General features: G+C 72.3%; 17 protein-coding genes. 6 read left to right on the forward strand and 11 right to left on the reverse strand.

From position 1 onward, the window contains the following. Positions 1–2: 2 nt before the first annotated feature. A complete protein-coding gene (locus ACIA8N_RS20455) occupies positions 3–446 on the forward strand; it encodes a hypothetical protein (protein ID WP_365785036.1) in 444 nt (147 codons plus the stop codon). A gap of 1 nt (position 447) precedes the next feature. Here ACIA8N_RS20455 and ACIA8N_RS20460 read toward each other — a convergent pair whose 3' ends face one another. From ACIA8N_RS20460 to ACIA8N_RS20470, 3 genes are all read right to left on the reverse strand, one after another. Next, positions 448–939: a GNAT family N-acetyltransferase gene (locus ACIA8N_RS20460; RefSeq protein WP_365785034.1), complete on the reverse strand. Its 492-nt coding sequence runs from the start codon at positions 937–939 to the stop codon at positions 448–450. Positions 940–976: 37 nt separating this feature from the next. Next, positions 977–1,597, reverse strand: coding sequence for a sigma-70 family RNA polymerase sigma factor (locus tag ACIA8N_RS20465; RefSeq protein WP_365785032.1), 621 nt, complete (start codon positions 1,595–1,597; stop codon positions 977–979). A gap of 107 nt (positions 1,598–1,704) precedes the next feature. Then, positions 1,705–2,892, reverse strand: coding sequence for a glycerophosphodiester phosphodiesterase (locus ACIA8N_RS20470; protein WP_365785030.1), 1,188 nt, complete (start codon positions 2,890–2,892; stop codon positions 1,705–1,707). Positions 2,893–3,112: 220 nt separating this feature from the next. Between ACIA8N_RS20470 and ACIA8N_RS20475 the strand changes: the two genes are divergently transcribed. Continuing rightward, positions 3,113–3,784, forward strand: coding sequence for a lysophospholipid acyltransferase family protein (locus ACIA8N_RS20475; RefSeq protein WP_030204643.1), 672 nt, complete (start codon positions 3,113–3,115; stop codon positions 3,782–3,784). A 66-nt stretch (positions 3,785–3,850) separates the two neighbouring features. On the opposite strand, the gene ACIA8N_RS20480 is transcribed toward ACIA8N_RS20475, so the two are convergent. Further along, a complete protein-coding gene (locus tag ACIA8N_RS20480; protein ID WP_365785028.1) occupies positions 3,851–5,398 on the reverse strand; it encodes an MFS transporter in 1,548 nt (515 codons plus the stop codon). After that, positions 5,395–5,946: a helix-turn-helix domain-containing protein gene (locus ACIA8N_RS20485; protein ID WP_365785026.1), complete on the reverse strand. Its 552-nt coding sequence runs from the start codon at positions 5,944–5,946 to the stop codon at positions 5,395–5,397. Before ACIA8N_RS20485 ends, ACIA8N_RS20480 begins: the two co-directional genes overlap by 4 nt. A gap of 84 nt (positions 5,947–6,030) precedes the next feature. On the opposite strand from ACIA8N_RS20485, the gene ACIA8N_RS20490 reads away from it, so the two are divergent. Then, the gene (locus tag ACIA8N_RS20490) at positions 6,031–6,543 is read left to right on the forward strand and encodes an HAD domain-containing protein (protein WP_365785024.1); all 513 of its coding nucleotides are present in this window, start codon (positions 6,031–6,033) and stop codon (positions 6,541–6,543) included. A 23-nt stretch (positions 6,544–6,566) separates the two neighbouring features. Here ACIA8N_RS20490 and argH read toward each other — a convergent pair whose 3' ends face one another. After that, positions 6,567–7,994, reverse strand: coding sequence for an argininosuccinate lyase (gene argH / locus ACIA8N_RS20495; RefSeq protein WP_365785022.1), 1,428 nt, complete (start codon positions 7,992–7,994; stop codon positions 6,567–6,569). A 235-nt stretch (positions 7,995–8,229) separates the two neighbouring features. Between argH and ACIA8N_RS20500 the strand changes: the two genes are divergently transcribed. From ACIA8N_RS20500 to ACIA8N_RS20510, 3 genes are all read left to right on the forward strand, one after another. After that, entirely contained in the window at positions 8,230–9,312 is a 1,083-nt protein-coding gene (locus ACIA8N_RS20500; RefSeq protein ID WP_365785020.1) for a hypothetical protein, read from the forward strand. Positions 9,313–9,376: 64 nt separating this feature from the next. Continuing rightward, on the forward strand, positions 9,377–9,976 hold the full coding sequence (locus tag ACIA8N_RS20505) for a pyridoxamine 5'-phosphate oxidase family protein (protein WP_365785018.1): 600 nt from the start codon (positions 9,377–9,379) through the stop codon (positions 9,974–9,976). A gap of 48 nt (positions 9,977–10,024) precedes the next feature. Beyond that, complete coding sequence (locus tag ACIA8N_RS20510) at positions 10,025–10,717, forward strand: L,D-transpeptidase family protein (RefSeq protein WP_365785016.1); 693 nt, start codon at positions 10,025–10,027, stop codon at positions 10,715–10,717. 9 nt (positions 10,718–10,726) lie between these two features. On the opposite strand, the gene ACIA8N_RS20515 is transcribed toward ACIA8N_RS20510, so the two are convergent. From ACIA8N_RS20515 to argC, 5 genes are read right to left on the reverse strand one after another with little or no spacing between them, the layout of a single operon-like run. Continuing rightward, a complete protein-coding gene (locus tag ACIA8N_RS20515) occupies positions 10,727–11,257 on the reverse strand; it encodes an arginine repressor (protein ID WP_030204657.1) in 531 nt (176 codons plus the stop codon). Positions 11,258–11,264: 7 nt separating this feature from the next. Beyond that, positions 11,265–12,479: an acetylornithine transaminase gene (locus ACIA8N_RS20520; protein WP_365785014.1), complete on the reverse strand. Its 1,215-nt coding sequence runs from the start codon at positions 12,477–12,479 to the stop codon at positions 11,265–11,267. Next, on the reverse strand, positions 12,479–13,396 hold the full coding sequence (gene argB, locus ACIA8N_RS20525; protein ID WP_030551770.1) for an acetylglutamate kinase: 918 nt from the start codon (positions 13,394–13,396) through the stop codon (positions 12,479–12,481). The genes ACIA8N_RS20520 and argB overlap by 1 nt, the downstream gene beginning before the upstream one ends. Continuing rightward, positions 13,393–14,559: a bifunctional glutamate N-acetyltransferase/amino-acid acetyltransferase ArgJ gene (gene argJ / locus ACIA8N_RS20530; RefSeq protein ID WP_365785011.1), complete on the reverse strand. Its 1,167-nt coding sequence runs from the start codon at positions 14,557–14,559 to the stop codon at positions 13,393–13,395. The genes argB and argJ overlap by 4 nt, the downstream gene beginning before the upstream one ends. Further along, complete coding sequence (gene argC / locus ACIA8N_RS20535; protein ID WP_365785009.1) at positions 14,556–15,581, reverse strand: N-acetyl-gamma-glutamyl-phosphate reductase; 1,026 nt, start codon at positions 15,579–15,581, stop codon at positions 14,556–14,558. Before argC ends, argJ begins: the two co-directional genes overlap by 4 nt. Between the last annotated feature and the right edge of the window lie 182 nt (positions 15,582–15,763).

Here is a 15,763-nt window from a genome sequence, read left to right on the forward strand (position 1 = left end):
CCATGACCGCGACGCAGGACAGGGCGGCAGAGGGCGAGGCGCCCCGGGGCGCGAGGACCCGTCTCGTCTCGGGGCCCGGCATTCTGCTCGTCTGGCTGTACGGCGTGATGTCGGTCGGCGCGGTCTCCCGCTCGATCTACCAGATCGCCACCGAGTTCGACCGGGCGCCGCTCGCGTACACCCTGTCGGCGGTGGCCGCGGTCGTCTACGCCTTCATCACGTACACACTGGTACGCGGCGGGGAGAAGGCCCGCAGGGCGGCGCTGGTGTGCTGCGCCGCCGAGCTCGCGGGCGTACTTGTCGTCGGGACGTGGACGCTGATCGAGCCGGCCGCCTTCCCGGACGCGACGGTCTGGTCTGACTACGGCTACGGCTATCTGTTCATTCCGGTGCTGCTGCCGCTGACCGGCATCTGGTGGCTGCGGAGGTCCCGTACGGCCGCCTGAGTCAGGCGGCCTTCTCCAGGGTCACCAGGGTGAGTCGGGGACCGACCTCGCGGGTGCCGACCTGGGCGTAGCCCCTGCTGCGGTAGAGCCGAAGATTGCCGTCGCTGCGGTGGCCGGTGAAGAGCCGGAAGCGCTTGGCGGGCGCCTCCGACGGGGCCGCGTCGGCGGCGAAGTGGCGCTCGATGCCGTCGAGGAGCCGGCCGCCGAGACCGTGCCGCCGCATGCGCGGGTGGACGATGAGCTTGGCGATCCGTACCGTGCCGTCCTCGTCGAGACGGGCCCGCACGGAGGCGACGACCTCGTCACCGAGCCGCGCCACCAGACCGTGCCCCTCGTCCAGTTCGGCGCGCAGCTCGTCGAGCGTCTGCGTGAGCGGCTCGATGGACCAGTCCCCGTACAGCTCCGCCTCGCTCTGGTAGCAGAGGTACTGCAGCTTCAGGATGTGCTCCGCGTCCCGCGCGTCCGCCGCTGAGATGGTCACACTCAGGCCCATGTGTGCACGCCTCCCGCTCATCTGGTCGATCATCGGTTTACCGCACCCTTCCCCGTCGACCCGGGGCGGGAACCTCAGCAGCCAGCATTCTGCGCAGGCATCCCAGGCAACGGGAACGCATCGGCCCCAGACTGCCCTGTGAGATACCCAACTCCCCTGCGATTTCCCGGTAGGTGCGGTCCTCGGGATCAAGCATCGCGGTCAGCACCCGGGGGCAGCGGCCGGGCGTCCGGGTGACGGCGGCGCGCAGCGTACGGCGGCCCTCGGCGACCAGCAGCGAGTGTTCCGGGGAGCCGTGCGGACCGGGGCCGCCGGGGTCGTGGGCGGGCTCCTCGCGGTAGGGGCGTTCGCGGTCGCTGGTCCTGCGGGCGCGGCGCGCCTCCGACCGGACGGCCCGGCGGAGCCATTCGGCGGGCCGCTCGGGGGCGGTCCCCGTCTCCTGGAGCTGCTCCAGGAGACGGAGCCAGACGGCCTGTTCGAGGTCGCTCGGCTCCATGCCGGCGGCGGGCGCCTCGGCGTCCGACTCGGCGGCGAGCAGCGGGGCGAGGGCGGCGAGGAGCCCGGAGGTGGGGTCGGCGGGCGCCGGGGACGCGGAGCCGCGGGGGGACGCTGAGCCGCAGGGGGACGCGGTCTGCCGGGGGGTCTCGGGGGTGGTCATGACCGGCACGATGCCCGGGCACGCGGGCGTGGTTGCGGTGCGGGGCGTAAACCACCCGGGAGGAGGGCGTGCGGGCCCGGTCGCCGGGCCCGCACGGTCCTCGCCCGTCAGTCGCGGGCGGTGAGGTCCGCCGCGCCGAGCAGGGCGGTGTCCGGGTTGTCGGAGAAGAGGCCGTCGATGCCCGTCTCCAGGTACCGCTTCAGGGCCCCGAAGGAGTCGCCGTACGCCGTCGGGTCCGTGCCCCGGCGGAAGTCCGCGGGCAGGAAGGCGTTCTCGTTGCGGTGGGTGTACGGGTGGAGGATCAGGCCCTCCGCGTGCGCGTCGCGGACCAGGGTGGTCGGGTCGCCGAGCCGGCCGCTCGCGTCCTTGGGGATGACCAGGTCGAGGGTGGGGCCGATGCCCTTCGCGTACGAGGCGATCCAGCGCAGGCCCTCGGGCGTCACCAGATCGGCGACCGTGCGCGGGTCGCCGGCCTGGACGAAGTCCCAGGGGCGGCTGCTCGCGCCGGAGAGCAGGACGACGCCGGGCGAGTCCACCAGCTTCGCCAGGCGCTGGACGCTGCTCGGCTCGAAGGACTGGAGGAAGACCGGGGAGTTCGCGCGGTGGCGGCCGTACCGGCGCAGGAGCTTGGCGAGGCGCTCCTCCAGGCCGAGGCCGAGGGAACGGAAGTAGGTGGGGTGCTTGGTCTCGACGTGGAGCCAGATCTCGCGGCCCCGGCGGCGGCCCTCGTCCTCGGCCCAGCGCAGCACCTCCTCGAAGGTGGGGATCGTCCAGCGGCCGTCGTAGAGGGTGTTCTTCTGGCGGGTGCCGGGGATGCGCTCCTTGGCCCGCAGGGTCTTGAGCTCGGCGAGCGTGAAGTCCTCCGTGAACCAGCCGGTGTACGAGGTGCCGTCGACGCTCTTGGTGGTCTTCCGGGACGCGAACTCGGGGTGGTCGGCGACGTCGGTGGTGCCGGTGATGTCGTTCTCGTGGCGGCAGACGAGGTGCCCGTCCTTGGTGGGGACGAGGTCCTGCTCGATGACGTGGGCGCCGAGGTCGAGGGCGTGCCGGTAGGAGCCGAGGGTGTGCTCGGGGCGGTAGCCGCTGGCGCCGCGGTGGGCGATGACGGTGGGAACGGGCAGGGAGCGGTAGCCGCGGCCCCCGCCGTGCGCCCGGTCCGCCGCCGCGGTCCGCTCGTCGGCCGCCTGGGCGGTGCCGGTCCCGGCCGCGAGGGCCGTGGAGGCGCCGAGGACGGTGGCGCCCGCCGCTCCGAGAACCGTGCGCCGTGCCGTCGTCCGGCGTTCGCCCTGGGTCATGAGGTGTCCTCCTGTGTCATGTCCCGCACCTGTCGACGGGTGCCCCCGACGCTAGGCATCAACCCCCTCCGTCCGGCAGACCTCGGCCGAACATGGCGGAAACACACGTCAACACTGTGTATCCACTCGGTGAACCCGATGTGCGCGCGGTGGTGACCCGCGAGTATCGTCGCCAGCTGCACCGTCAGCTCGACTGACCCGCGTCCCACCGGAGGAACCGTTGTCCCGTCTCGCGATCATCAAGGCAGTGCTCGGGCCGGTCATGCGCCTGATGTTCCGCCCCCGCGTGGAGGGCGCAGAGAACATTCCGGGGACCGGTCCCGTCATCCTCGCGGGGAACCACCTGACCTTCATCGACTCGATGATCATGCCGATCTGCCTGGACCGTCCGGTCTACTTCATCGGCAAGGACGAGTACGTGACGGGCAAGGGCCTCAAGGGCCGGGCGATGGCCTGGTTCTTCACCAGCGTCGGCATGATCCCGGTGGACCGGGACGGGGGCCGCGGTGGTGTGGCGGCGCTGATGACCGGCCGCCGGGTCCTGGAGGAGGGCAAGGTCTTCTCGATCTACCCTGAGGGCACCCGCTCCCCCGACGGCCGGCTCTACCGGGGCCGTACGGGCATCGCGCGGCTCACCCTGATGACCGGGGCGCCGGTGGTGCCGTTCGCGATGATCGGTACCGACAAGATCCAGCCGGGCGGGGCGGGCTTCCCGCGTCCGGGCAAGGTGACGGTCCGCTTCGGCGAGGCCATGGAGTTCTCCCGGTACGACGGGATGGACCGCGACCGCTACGTGCTGCGGGCGGTGACGGACTCGGTGATGGCCGAGGTCATGCGGCTCTCGGGCCAGGAGTACGTGGACATGTACGCCACCAAGGCGAAGGCCGCGTAACCCTTCGTGTCGTGACGGGGCCCCGGACAGCACGGCTGTCCGGGGCCCCGTCGTCTTCGCGGGCCGTCAGTGCTCGACGGCGCCGTCCTCCAGCTTCTGGCCCCTGAGCAGGAACCAGGCCGCGACCGCCGTCGCGAGGAGGACCGCCGCGCCGACGCCGGCCGCGATCCGCAGACCGTCGACGAACGCCTCCTGGGCGGCCGACACCAGGGCCGTCGCCGTCTCGGGTGCGAGGGCGCCGGAGGCCTCGACGGCGCCGCCGAGCGATTCGTGGGCGGCGGACGCGACGCCGGAGGGGACACCGGCCGGGGTGGCGAAGTCCCGGTAGACACCGGTCACGATCGAGCCGAGCACGGCGATGCCGAGGGCGGCGCCCAGTTCGTACGCGGTCTCGGAGACCGCCGAGGCCGAGCCGGCCTGCTCCTTGGGGACGCTGGAGAGGATCACGTCGGCGGTGACGGTGAAGGCGAAGCCGGCGCCCACGCCGACGACGAGCAGGGCGGCTCCGAGCAGCGGGTAGCCGGTGTGCTGGTCGAGCGTCGTCAGGACGGCGAGGGAGAGGCCGACCGCCGCGAGACCGCCGGCCACCACGGACCGTACGGAGAAGCGGCGGGCCACCACGCCCGCGATCAGACCGGCCGTGACCGCGCCGACGGCGGCGGGCAGTTCGGCGAGTCCGGCTTCGAGCGGCTGACGGCCCTGGACCAGCTGGAAGAACTGGGACAGGAAGAACACCAGGCCGGAGAGGCCGAGGATGGTCAGCAGGTCGGCGAGGACCGCGCCGGAGAAGCCGCGGTGGCGGAACAGGCGCATGTCCAGGAGCGGCGCGGGCAGGGTCAGCTGTCTGCGGACGAACCAGGCCAGGGCGGCGGCTCCGGCGAGGGCGGCGAGGCCCGAGTCCAGGGACGGGCCGTGGGAGGCCAGCTCCTTGACCGCGTAGACGAGGCCGATCATGCCGACGAGGGAGAGCGCGACGCTGGGCACGTCCCAGGGCCCGGGGTTCGGGTTCTTCGACTCGGGGATCAGCTTGATGCCGACGAGGACGAGGACGGCCATCACGGGCAGGTTGATGAGGAAGACCGTGCCCCACCAGAAGTGCTCCAGGAGGAACCCGCCGACGACCGGCCCGACGGCGGCGCCGGCCGAGGCCATGGCACCCCAGATGCCGATGGCGAGGCTGCGCTCGCGCGGGTCGTGGAAGAGGTTGCGGATGAGCGCCAGGGTGGACGGCATGAGGGTCGCGCCGGCGACGCCGAGCAGCGCGCGGGCCACGATCATCATCTCGGGGCTGGTCGCGTAGGCGTTCAGGACGGAGACGGCGCCGAAGGCGGTGGCGCCGACCAGGAGCAGCTTCTTGCGGCCGATGCGGTCGCCGAGGCTGCCCATGGAGACCAGGAGTCCGGCGATGACGAAGGAGTAGACGTCGCCGATCCAGAGGAGCTGGGTGCCGGAGGGCTTCAGGTCCTCGGAGAGGAAGGGGGTGGCGAGTCCCAGTACCGTGGCGTCGACCGCCACGAGGAGGACGGCCAGGACGAGCACGGAGAGGGCGAGCCACCGGCCGGGGCGGCGCCCGCCCTCGGTATGGCTCGCGGTCCTGAGGGTGCTGGTGGTCACTTCTCCACGCTCCTGCGCGCTCCGCCGAGCAACAGCTCGACGATCATGTACTGGAAGTCCTTGGCGGCGACCCGGCCGTCCTGCACGGCCCAGGCGCCGGAACCGACGAGCCCGTAGAAGGCCTCGGTGAGCCAGGCGGGGGTCAGATCGATCCGGAAGACGCCGTTCTCCTGTCCGCGCCGGAAGAGCGCGGAGACCCGGGCGTCGAGGCGGGCCCAGCCCTCGTTGACCTGCTCGCCCTCGAAGAGCTGGTTCTCGGTGACGAGGAACGACAGCAGGGGCGCGACGGGCTCCACCTCGGCGACGAGCCGGCGTACGGCCGCGTCCTCGGGGCCCGCGTCGATCCCGGCGCGGTCGAGGGCCGCCTCCAGCTCCTGCAGCCCGAGCTCCTCCAGTGCCCGCACGAGGGCGTCCCGCCCGGCGAACTGCCGGTGCAGGGTCGCCCGGCCGATCCCGGCGGCCCGTGCGACCTCGTCCATGGTGGCGGTCGCCTTGCGGGTGAGCAGGGCGGCGGCGGCGCGGAGCACCTGGGTGCGGTCGACTGACATGAGACGACCATACACCGAATGAGACATCCATGTCTCATTCAATAAATCCACGCCTCACCGAGGCGGGAACGGAATGCTGTGAACATGACGAAGCCACTGCTGCTGATCGACGTCGACGGGCCGCTGAACCCGTACGCGGCGCAGCGCGAGCGGCGCCCGCAGGGGTACACGACGCACCGCATGCGACCGAGCGGCCGGCTGTTCGAGGCGAAGCCCCTGCGGGTGTGGCTGAATCCGGACCACGGGGGCGAGCTCCTCGCGCTGGCGAAGGCGTACGAGCTGGTGTGGGCGACGACGTGGAAGGGCGAGGCGAACGACTGGATAGGGCCGCACCTCGGGCTGCCCGAGCTGCCGTTCATCGACTGGCCCCAGATGCACGGGAAGGCCCCTCGCGGGACCTTCTGGAAGACGCAGTACATCCTGGAGTACGCGGAGGGGCGGCCGTTCGCCTGGGTCGACGACGACATCACCCCGTACGACCACGAGTACGTGGAGCAGAACCACCTCGCCGCCGCCCTGTTGCTGCACGTCGACCCCCGGATCGGACTGATCCGGCCGGACTTCGACGCGCTCGCGGACTGGGCGGCGGCGCTGTAGGGCTGCGCAGGACTACGGGTCGGTCAGTTCTTGGCGGTGGCCCAGGCGTGCTGGATGACCAGGTCCGCCTTGACCTCGACGAGCTGGGTGGCGACCGCCGAAGGGGCGGTGCCGCCACGGCCGTGGCGGGAGGCGAGGGCGCCGGGGACGTTGAGGACCGTGCGCACCTGGGGGGTGAGGTGCTCGGAGATCTTGGCGAACTGCTCGTCCGTGAGCTCGTCCAGCTCCTTGCCCTCCGCCTCGGCGACCTTCACGCACTCGCCGGCCACCTCGTGCGCCACCCGGAACGGCACGCCCTGCTTGACCAGCCACTCCGCGATGTCCGTCGCCAGCGAGAAGCCGGCCGGGGCCAGCTCCTCCATGCGCTCCCGGTTGACGGTGAGCGTGGCCATCATGCCGGTGAAGGCGGGCAGCAGGACCTCCAGCTGGTCGCAGGAGTCGAAGACCGGCTCCTTGTCCTCCTGGAGGTCCCGGTTGTAGGCGAGCGGGAGCGCCTTGAGGGTGGCGAGCAGGCCGGAGAGGTTGCCGATGAGGCGGCCGGACTTGCCACGGGCCAGCTCGGCGATGTCCGGGTTCTTCTTCTGCGGCATGATCGACGAGCCGGTGGAGAAGGCGTCGTGGAGGGTCACGAAGGAGAACTCCTTCGTGTTCCAGATGATGATCTCCTCCGCGATCCGGGAGAGGTTGATCCCGATCATCGCGGTGATGAAGGCGAACTCGGCGACGAAGTCGCGGGAGGCCGTGCCGTCGATGGAGTTGCCGACCGAGCCCCGCTCGAAGCCGAGGTCCTTGGCGACCGCCTCCGGGTCGAGCCCGAGCGAGGAACCGGCGAGGGCGCCGGAGCCGTACGGGGAGACCGCCGTACGGGTGTCCCACTGGCGCAGCCGCTCGGCGTCCCGGGAGAGGGACTGGACGTGGGCCAGGACGTGGTGGGCGAAGAGCACCGGCTGGGCGTGCTGGAGGTGCGTACGGCCGGGCATCGCGACGTCCGCGTGCGCCTCGGCGAGGCCGACCAGGGCGTCCTGGAGGTCGGCGACGAGGCCGCCGATGATCCGGGCGTGGTCGCGCAGGTACATCCGGAAGAGGGTGGCGACCTGGTCGTTGCGGGACCGGCCGGCGCGCAGCTTGCCGCCGAGGTCCGGGCCGAGGCGCTCCAGGAGGCCCCGCTCCAGGGCGGTGTGGACGTCCTCGTCGGCGATGGTGCCGACGAAGGAGCCGTCGGTGACGTCGGCCTCCAGCTCGTCGAGACCGGCGAGCATACGGGTCAGCTCGTCCTCGGTGAGCAGCCCGGCCTTGTGCAGCACGCGCGCGTGGGCACGGGAACCGGCGATGTCGTAGGGCGCGAGGCGCCAGTCGAAGTGGACCGACGCGGAGAGCTTCGCCAGGGCCTCGGCGGGACCGTCGGCGAACCGTCCGCCCCAGAGCCGGACGTCACCGTTGTTGCTGCTCACTGCTGCTCCTCGGAAGGTGGTGGACCGTGGGCCCTCGCGGCCCGGGCTCGGGACGGGAGGGCAGCCTGTTCAACGGGGGCGGGTCACGCCGGGGCCGGTGGCGCGGCCCCAGGCGTACTGTCGTAGGCATAACTATGCGATGCACCGTATGGTTTGTCAAAGCCTCGCGGGAGCCGAACCCCGGGGCCGGAAAACAAGGGGCGGCGCCACGACGCGACCACCTACGCTCCGGCCCATGCGGAACAGCGTGTTCGACGAGTGGGAGCAGCGCCTCGCCCGGGCCCTCGAAGGCGGCGAGACGGGCAGATGGGCCGAGCTCGACGAGCACATCCGGGCCGCGGTCCGGTGGGGCCCCGCCGTGCACGGCCTCACATGGCTCCCGGGCGGCACCGGTGGCCGACGACCGACCACCCCCGAGCTGGCCTTCGCCCTCTGCGGCCCCGACGGCCGGCTCAGGGAGGCCGCCCTCGCGTACGCGGCGGACGCCCCCGCGCTCCTGCCCCTCGTCGCGATCCGGTGCGCCGACTGGGCCGGGCCCGTACGGGAACGAGCCCGTGCCGTACTGCGGGCCGAGCTGCCGCGCCTGACGCCCGAGGCTCTCGGCCCCGTCGCCGCCGTCGCCCTCCGGGCTGCGCAGCGGGCGCACGGAGACGCGGCGCGTGAGCTGCTGTTCCAGGTGCTACGGGCGGGACCCGCGGCCGGAGTGGAGACTCTCCTCGCGAGTAGGGACCGGGCGGTGCGGCGGCTCGCCCACCGGATCGCCGTCGAGCGCGGGCTCCTCTCCCCCACCCGGCTTGCGACCATCGCCGCCCGCGACGCCGACGTGGTCGTCCAGGACCTCTGCGCGAACGCCGTACTCGCCACGGCCACGCCCGACCCGGCCGTCCTCGGCCTCCTGCTGGCCGCCCGGCCCGGCCGGATCCGGGCGGCGGGGGTGACGGGGCTGCGCCGGGCGGGCCGGGCCGACGAGGCTGAGCCGTTCCTGTACGACCGCTCGGCCCTGGCCCGCGCCTGCGCCCGGTACGTGCTGCGGCAGGCGGGGACCGAACCGCTGCCGCTCTACCGGGCGGCATGCGCGGCCGGGGACCGGACGCCCCACCACGCCCCCCTGGGGCTCGCCGAGTGCGGCGACCGGGCGGCGGACGTGCCGACGCTCTGGTCGCTCACCGGCCACGCGCTGCCGCAGGTGCGCGCGAGCGCCGTGGCGGGACTACGCCTGATGGACGCCGTCCGCCCCGGGCGTCTCGCGCCACTGCTCGACGACGGTTCTCCCCGGGTCGTACGGGAGACGAGGAAGGCGCTGTCCCCCTGGGCCTAGAGCGTGACGGCTCGGGGCTTGAGACGCGGACGTCCCCGGGGGACGGAGCGGGCAGAATGCGGCCATGGGAAAGACGTATGAGCGTATCGACGGGCGGCTTCGGGCCTTTATCGAGGCGCAGCCGGTGTACTTCACCGCCACCGCTCCTCTCTCCGCCGACGGCCACGTCAACCTGTCCCCCAAGGGGCGACGCGGCACCCTCGTCGTCATCGACGAACTGACCCTCGCCTACGTGGACTTCGGCGGGAGCAGCGCCGAGACCGTCGCGCATCTGCGGGAGCCCGGCAACGGGCGGATCACGCTCATGTGGACCGCCTTCTCCGGGCCGCCGACCGTCGTGCGGGTGCACGGGACCGGGGAGGCCGTGCTGCGGGACGACCCGCGCTGGAGCGAGCTGTTCGCGCGGTTCCCGGCGGACGCCGTCGAGGGGCAGGGCAGCGCGCGGGCGATCGTCCTGGTGCACGCGCGGCGGGTCAGCGACTCGTGCGGCTTCGCCGTGCCGTTGATGGAGTACCAGGAGGACCGGACGATGCACGCCGAGTACTTCAACCGGAAGACGGACGAGGAGTTCAACGCGTACTGCAGCAAGAAGGAGCACATCGCCACCAGCCTCGACGGGCTGCCCGCGCTGCCGCTCCCGCTGCCGCCGCTGCCCGCCGAATAGCCCCGTACGGCGCGCGGAAGCCTCCCCCGGGGCTCTAGCGTCGCGTCCATGCGCACCCTTCTCCTGCTCGGCGCCGCCCTGCTCTCCCTCGGCGCCGCCTCCGCCCCCGCCCCCGCGCCGCTGCCCGAGCGGATGGCGTACACGGGCGGCGGCTCGCAGTTGATCACCGCCGAGGCCGCCGACCCAGGTTCCACCACGGGCACGCTGACCTGGTGGGACCGGCGTGGGGGCCGGTGGGTCAAGGCGGGGGCCGCGCCCGCGCGGTTCGGGGCGAAGGGACTCGCGGAGGGCGGGCAGCGGCGGCAGGGCACGAACACCACGCCCACCGGGCTCTACCGACTGCCGTACGCCTTCGGCATCCGGTCCGCGCCGCCGGGGACCTCGTACCGCTACGCACGCGTGACCGACCGCTCCTGGTGGTGCCAGGACAACGACTCGCGCGCCTACAACCGCTGGGTCGAGGGGCTGCCCCGGGACTGCCGGGCCGCCGAGGCCGAGCATCTCGTCGCGTACCGCGAGCAGTACGCGCACGCGCTCGTGATCGGGTTCAACTACGACCGTCCGGTACGCGCGCGTGGGGCCGGCATCTTCCTGCACGTCAACGGGCTCGGGGCGACCGCCGGTTGTGTCTCCGTGCCGGTGGACGCGATGCGCGCGGTGCTCGCCTGGGCGGATCCCGCGCGCCGACCGCACATCGCCGTCGGAACGCGGGGCGGTCCGACGGCGATCACGCGCTACTGAGGTCGCGGCCTACTTCTGCGCCAGCATCAGCAGGTGGTCCGCGAGCGCCTGGCCGCCCATGGGGTCGCGGCTGATGAGCAGCAGGGTGTCGTCACCCGCGATCGTGCCGAGGATGGCCTGGAGTTCGGCCTGGTCGATGGCCGACGCGAGGAACTGGGCGGCGCCCGGCGGGGTCCGCAGGACCACCAGGTTCGCGGACGCCTCGGCGGAGATCAGGAGTTCGCCGGAGAGGCGCCGCATGCGCTCCTCCTTGGCGGACTCGCCCAACGGCGCCTGCGGGGTGCGGAAACCGCCCTCGCTGGGCACCGCGTAGATCAGCTCGCCGCCGGTGTTACGGATCTTCACCGCGCCCAGCTCGTCGAGGTCGCGGGAGAGCGTCGCCTGCGTGACGCTCAGCCCGTCGTCGCTGAGGAGCTTGGCGAGCTGGCTCTGCGAGCGCACCGGCTGCCGGTTGAGGATGTCGACGATCCTGCGGTGGCGTGCGGTGCGGGTCTGCGGAACGGACGGCCCGCCGTGCTCGTTTTCCTGCGCGTCGGTCATCGTCGTCTCATTCTCCGGTTCGTCCTTGCGCGTTCGCCACGTCGAGGACCCCGGGCAGGGCCCGGAGGAAGGCGTCCGCCTCGGCGTCGGTGAGGACCAGCGGAGGCATGATCCGTACGACATCGGGGGCGGGCGCGTTCACCAGGAGGCCGGCGTCCTGAGCCGCCTGCTGCACCTGGGGTGCGAGGGACTCCGTGAGCACGATACCCAGCAGGAGGCCCGCACCACGGACGTGGGAGACAAGCGGGTGCCCGAGACCCTCGATTCCCTGCCGCAGCCGCTCCCCGACCGCCTTCACGTGGTCGAGGGCCGCGTCGGCGCCGAGGGTGTCGAGGACGGCGAGCCCGGCGGCGCAGGCGACCGGGTTGCCGCCGAAGGTGGTGCCGTGGTGGCCGGGCGCGAAGAGGTCGGCCGCGGGCCCGAAGGCGATGGTCGCGCCGAGCGGGAGTCCGCCGCCGAGGCCCTTGGCGAGGGTGACGACATCGGGGTCGACGCCCTCGTGGGCCTGGTACTCGAACCAGTGGCCGCAGCGGCCGACGCCGGTCTGCACCTCGTCGAGGACGAGGAGGGTGCCGGTGGTGCGGGTGATCTCCCGGGCGGCCTTGAGATAGCCGGGGGGCGGGACGACGACGCCGTTCTCGCCCTGGATCGGCTCGATGATCACGAAGGCGGTGTCCTCGGTGACCGCGGCCCGCAGGGCTTCCACGTCGCCGTACGGGACGTGCGTGACGTCGCCGGGCAGCGGCAGGAACGGGGTCTGCTTGGCGGGCTGGCCGGTGAGCGCGAGGGAGCCCATGGTCCGGCCGTGGAAGCCGCCGTCGGTGGCGACCATGTGGGACCGGCCGGTGAGGCGGCCGATCTTGAACGCGGCCTCGTTGGCCTCCGCGCCCGAGTTGCAGAAGAAGACCTTGCCGGGCCGGCCGAAGAGGCCGAGGAGCCGCTCGGCGAGGGCCACGGGCGGCTCGGCGACGAACAGGTTGGAGACGTGGCCGAGGCTCTGGATCTGCCGGGTGACGGCCTCGACGACCGCCGGGTGGGCGTGGCCGAGGGCGTTGACGGCGATGCCGCCGACGAGGTCCAGGTACTCCCTGCCGTCGGCGTCCCAGACCTTGGCGCCCTCGCCGCGGACGAGGGGCAGCCGGGGAGTGCCGTAGTTGTTCATGAGCGAGCCCTGCCACCGCTGGGTCAGCCGCTCGTTGCCGGGCTCCGTGGTGCCGCTCATCAGTCCCCCTGTCCGTCCGGCACGACCATCGTGCCGATGCCCTCGTCGGTGAAGATCTCCAACAGGATGGAGTGCTGGACCCGGCCGTCGATCACGCGGGCCGTGGTGACCCCGTTCCGTACGGCGTGCAGACAGCCCTCCATCTTGGGGACCATGCCGCTGGAGAGCTCGGGCAGCAGCTTCTCCAGCTGGCTCGCGGTGAGCCGGCTGATGACCTCGTCGCTGTTCGGCCAGTCCTCGTAGAGGCCTTCGACGTCGGTCAGGACCATCAGCGTCTCGGCGCCCAGCGCCGCAGCGAGTGCCGCAGCCGCCGTATCAGCATTGACGTTGTAGACATGTCCGTCGTCCTGGGAACGGGCGATGGAGGAGATGACCGGGATCCGGCCGTCCTCCAGGAGCGCCTGGATGGCGCCGGTGTCGATGGCGGTGATCTCACCGACCCGGCCGATGTCGATCTGCTCGCCGTCGACGACCGGGCGGTGCCGGGTCGCGGTGATCGTGTGGGCGTCCTCGCCGGTGAGGCCTACGGCGAGCGGGCCGTGCTGGTTGAGCAGCCCGACGAGCTCGCGCTGGACCTGGCCGGCGAGGACCATCCGTACGACGTCCATGGCGTCCTCGGTGGTGACCCGCAGGCCCGCCTTGAACTCGCTGACGATGCCGTGCCGGTCGAGGGCGGCGCTGATCTGGGGTCCGCCGCCGTGCACGACGACCGGCTTGAGGCCGGCCTGGCGCAGGAAGACGACGTCCTGGGCGAAGGCCGCCTTGAGGTCCTCGTCGATCATGGCGTTGCCGCCGAACTTGATGACGACCGTCTTGCCGTTGTGGCGGGTCAGCCAGGGCAGGGCCTCGATGAGGATCTGCGCCTTGGGGAGCGCCTTGTGCTTGCGGGTCGGGTTCTGGCCCGTCTTGTCGCTCATGACGAGTACGCGCTGTTCTCGTGGACGTAGTCGGCGGTCAGGTCGTTGGCCCAGATGACGGCGGACTCGGTGCCGGCGGCGAGGTCGGCGGTGATGGTGACCTCCCGGTACCGCATGTCGACGAGGTCGCGGTCGTCGCCGACGGAGCCGTTCCTGCAGACCCAGACGCCGTTGATGGCGACGTTGAGTGCGTCGGGCTCGAAGGCGGCCTTCGTGGTGCCGATGGCGGAGAGCACCCGGCCCCAGTTGGGGTCCTCGCCGTGGATGGCGCACTTGAGGAGGTTGTTGCGGGCGATGGACCGGCCCACCTCGACGGCGTCGTCCTCGGTGGCCGCGTTGACCACCTCGATGCGGATGTCCTTGCTCGCGCCCTCGGCGTCGCCGATGAGCTGGCGGGCCAGGTCGTCGCAGACCTCCCGTACGGCCTGGGCGAACGCGTCCTGCGCCGGGGTGACGCCGGAGGCGCCGGAGGCGAGGAGGAGGACGGTGTCGTTGGTCGACATGCAGCCGTCGGAGTCCACCCGGTCGAAGGTGACGCGGGTGGCGCCCCGGAGGGCGCTGTCGAGACCCTTGGCGTCCACGTCGGCGTCGGTGGTGAGGACGACGAGCATGGTGGCGAGACCGGGGGCCAGCATGCCGGCGCCCTTGGCCATGCCGCCGACCGTCCAGCCGTCCTTCGTGACGACGGAGGTCTTGTGGACGGTGTCGGTGGTCTTGATGGCGATGGCGGCCTTCTCGCCGCCGTGCTCGGAGAGTTCGGCCGCGGCCTTCTCGACGCCGGGGAGCAGCTTGTCCATGGGGAGCAGGATGCCGATGAGGCCGGTGGAGGCGACGGCGACCTCGCCGGCGCCGACCTCGGCGCCCTTCGCGCTGAGGACCTCGGCGACCTTCTCGGCGGTGGCGTGGGTGTCCTGGAAGCCCTTCGGGCCTGTGCAGGCGTTGGCCCCGCCCGAATTGAGGACGACGGCGGTCAGTTCGCCGTCGGCGAGGACCTGCTGCGACCAGACGACGGGGGCGGCCTTGACGCGGTTGGAGGTGAAGACTCCCGCGGCGGCGCGGCGGGGCCCGGTGTTGACCACGAGGGCCAGGTCCGGGTTGCCGTTCTGCTTGATCCCGGCGGCGATGCCCGCTGCCGTGAACCCCTTCGCTGCGGTGACGCTCACGGAGCGACTCCAATCGTGGAAAGTCCAGTGACCTCGGGGAGTCCGAGGGCGATGTTCATGCTCTGCACCGCGCCGCCGGCGGTGCCCTTGGTGAGATTGTCGATGGCGCTGATCGCGATGATCCGGTTCGCCGCCGGGTCGTACGCGACCTGCACCTGAACGGCGTTGGAACCGTAGACGGACGCCGTCGCCGGCCACTGGCCCTCGGGGAGCAGGTGGACGAACGGCTCGTCCGCGAAGGCCTTCTCGTAGGCGGCCCGTACGGTCTCGGCGGTGACGCCGGGCTTCGCGGCGGCGGTGCAGGTGGCGAGGATGCCGCGGGGCATCGGCGCCAGGGTCGGCGTGAAGGAGACTGTGACCCGCTCCCCGGCGGGACCGCTGAGGTTCTGGATCATCTCGGGGGTGTGCCGGTGGCCGCCGACGCCGTACGGCGACATGCTGCCCATGACCTCGCTGCCGAGGAGGTGCGGCTTGGCCGCCTTGCCCGCGCCGGAGGTACCGGAGGCGGCGACGATCACGGCCTCGGGCTCGGCGAGACCGTTCTCGTACGCGGGGAAGAGCGCGAGCGAGACGGCGGTCGGGTAGCAGCCGGGCACCGCGACCCGCTTGGACCCTTCGAGGGCGGCGCGGGCACCGGGCAGTTCGGGGAGCCCGTAGGGCCAGGTCCCGGCGTGCGGGGAGCCGTAGTACGTCTCCCAGTCGGCGGGCTCCTCGAGCCGGAAGTCGGCGCCCATGTCGACGACGAGGACGTCGGGACCGAGCTGCTCGGCGACGGCGGCGGACTGGCCGTGCGGCAGGGCGAGGAAGACGACATCGTGCCCGGAGAGCTCGTCGGCGGTGGTGGGCACGAGGACGCGGTCCGCGAGCGGCAGCAGATGGGGCTGGAGCGCCCCGAGGCGCTGGCCGGCGTTGGAGTGGCCGGTCAGGGCGCCGATCTCCACATGGGGGTGGGCGAGGAGGAGTCGCAGGAGCTCTCCACCCGCGTATCCGCTCGCACCCGCCACTGCTACTCGTACCGTCATCGGAAACCCTCCTCATGGATGGCATGACTATACGTGTCGACGCACTTTTATGCAACGAGCCTCATTCGGCCACGCGGTCGACCACTCCATTCACCCATCGAGGGGCCGAGCTCCCGACCGGGGCGACGGGATGACCGCTACCCAGGACTCCGCGCCACGCAACCCCCAGGGAGTCGGAGAGG

It is taken from the genome of Streptomyces sp. NPDC051822 (assembly GCF_044452745.1).
GTDB lineage: Bacteria > Actinomycetota > Actinomycetes > Streptomycetales > Streptomycetaceae > Streptomyces.

Excerpts from the sequence above, each read along its gene's own strand:
- ACIA8N_RS20455 (WP_365785036.1), top strand. The coding sequence starts at position 3 with ATGACCGCGACGCAGGACAGGGCGGCAGAGGGCGAGGCGCCCCGGGGC.
- ACIA8N_RS20460 (WP_365785034.1), bottom strand. The coding sequence starts at position 939 with ATGGGCCTGAGTGTGACCATCTCAGCGGCGGACGCGCGGGACGCGGAG.
- ACIA8N_RS20465 (WP_365785032.1), bottom strand. The coding sequence starts at position 1,597 with ATGACCACCCCCGAGACCCCCCGGCAGACCGCGTCCCCCTGCGGCTCA.
- ACIA8N_RS20470 (WP_365785030.1), bottom strand. The coding sequence starts at position 2,892 with ATGACCCAGGGCGAACGCCGGACGACGGCACGGCGCACGGTTCTCGGA.
- ACIA8N_RS20485 (WP_365785026.1), bottom strand. The coding sequence starts at position 5,946 with ATGTCAGTCGACCGCACCCAGGTGCTCCGCGCCGCCGCCGCCCTGCTC.
- ACIA8N_RS20490 (WP_365785024.1), top strand. The coding sequence starts at position 6,031 with ATGACGAAGCCACTGCTGCTGATCGACGTCGACGGGCCGCTGAACCCG.
- ACIA8N_RS20500 (WP_365785020.1), top strand. The coding sequence starts at position 8,230 with ATGCGGAACAGCGTGTTCGACGAGTGGGAGCAGCGCCTCGCCCGGGCC.
- ACIA8N_RS20505 (WP_365785018.1), top strand. The coding sequence starts at position 9,377 with ATGGGAAAGACGTATGAGCGTATCGACGGGCGGCTTCGGGCCTTTATC.
- ACIA8N_RS20510 (WP_365785016.1), top strand. The coding sequence starts at position 10,025 with ATGCGCACCCTTCTCCTGCTCGGCGCCGCCCTGCTCTCCCTCGGCGCC.
- ACIA8N_RS20515 (WP_030204657.1), bottom strand. The coding sequence starts at position 11,257 with ATGACCGACGCGCAGGAAAACGAGCACGGCGGGCCGTCCGTTCCGCAG.
- ACIA8N_RS20520 (WP_365785014.1), bottom strand. The coding sequence starts at position 12,479 with ATGAGCGGCACCACGGAGCCCGGCAACGAGCGGCTGACCCAGCGGTGG.
- argB (WP_030551770.1), bottom strand. The coding sequence starts at position 13,396 with ATGAGCGACAAGACGGGCCAGAACCCGACCCGCAAGCACAAGGCGCTC.
- argC (WP_365785009.1), bottom strand. The coding sequence starts at position 15,581 with ATGACGGTACGAGTAGCAGTGGCGGGTGCGAGCGGATACGCGGGTGGA.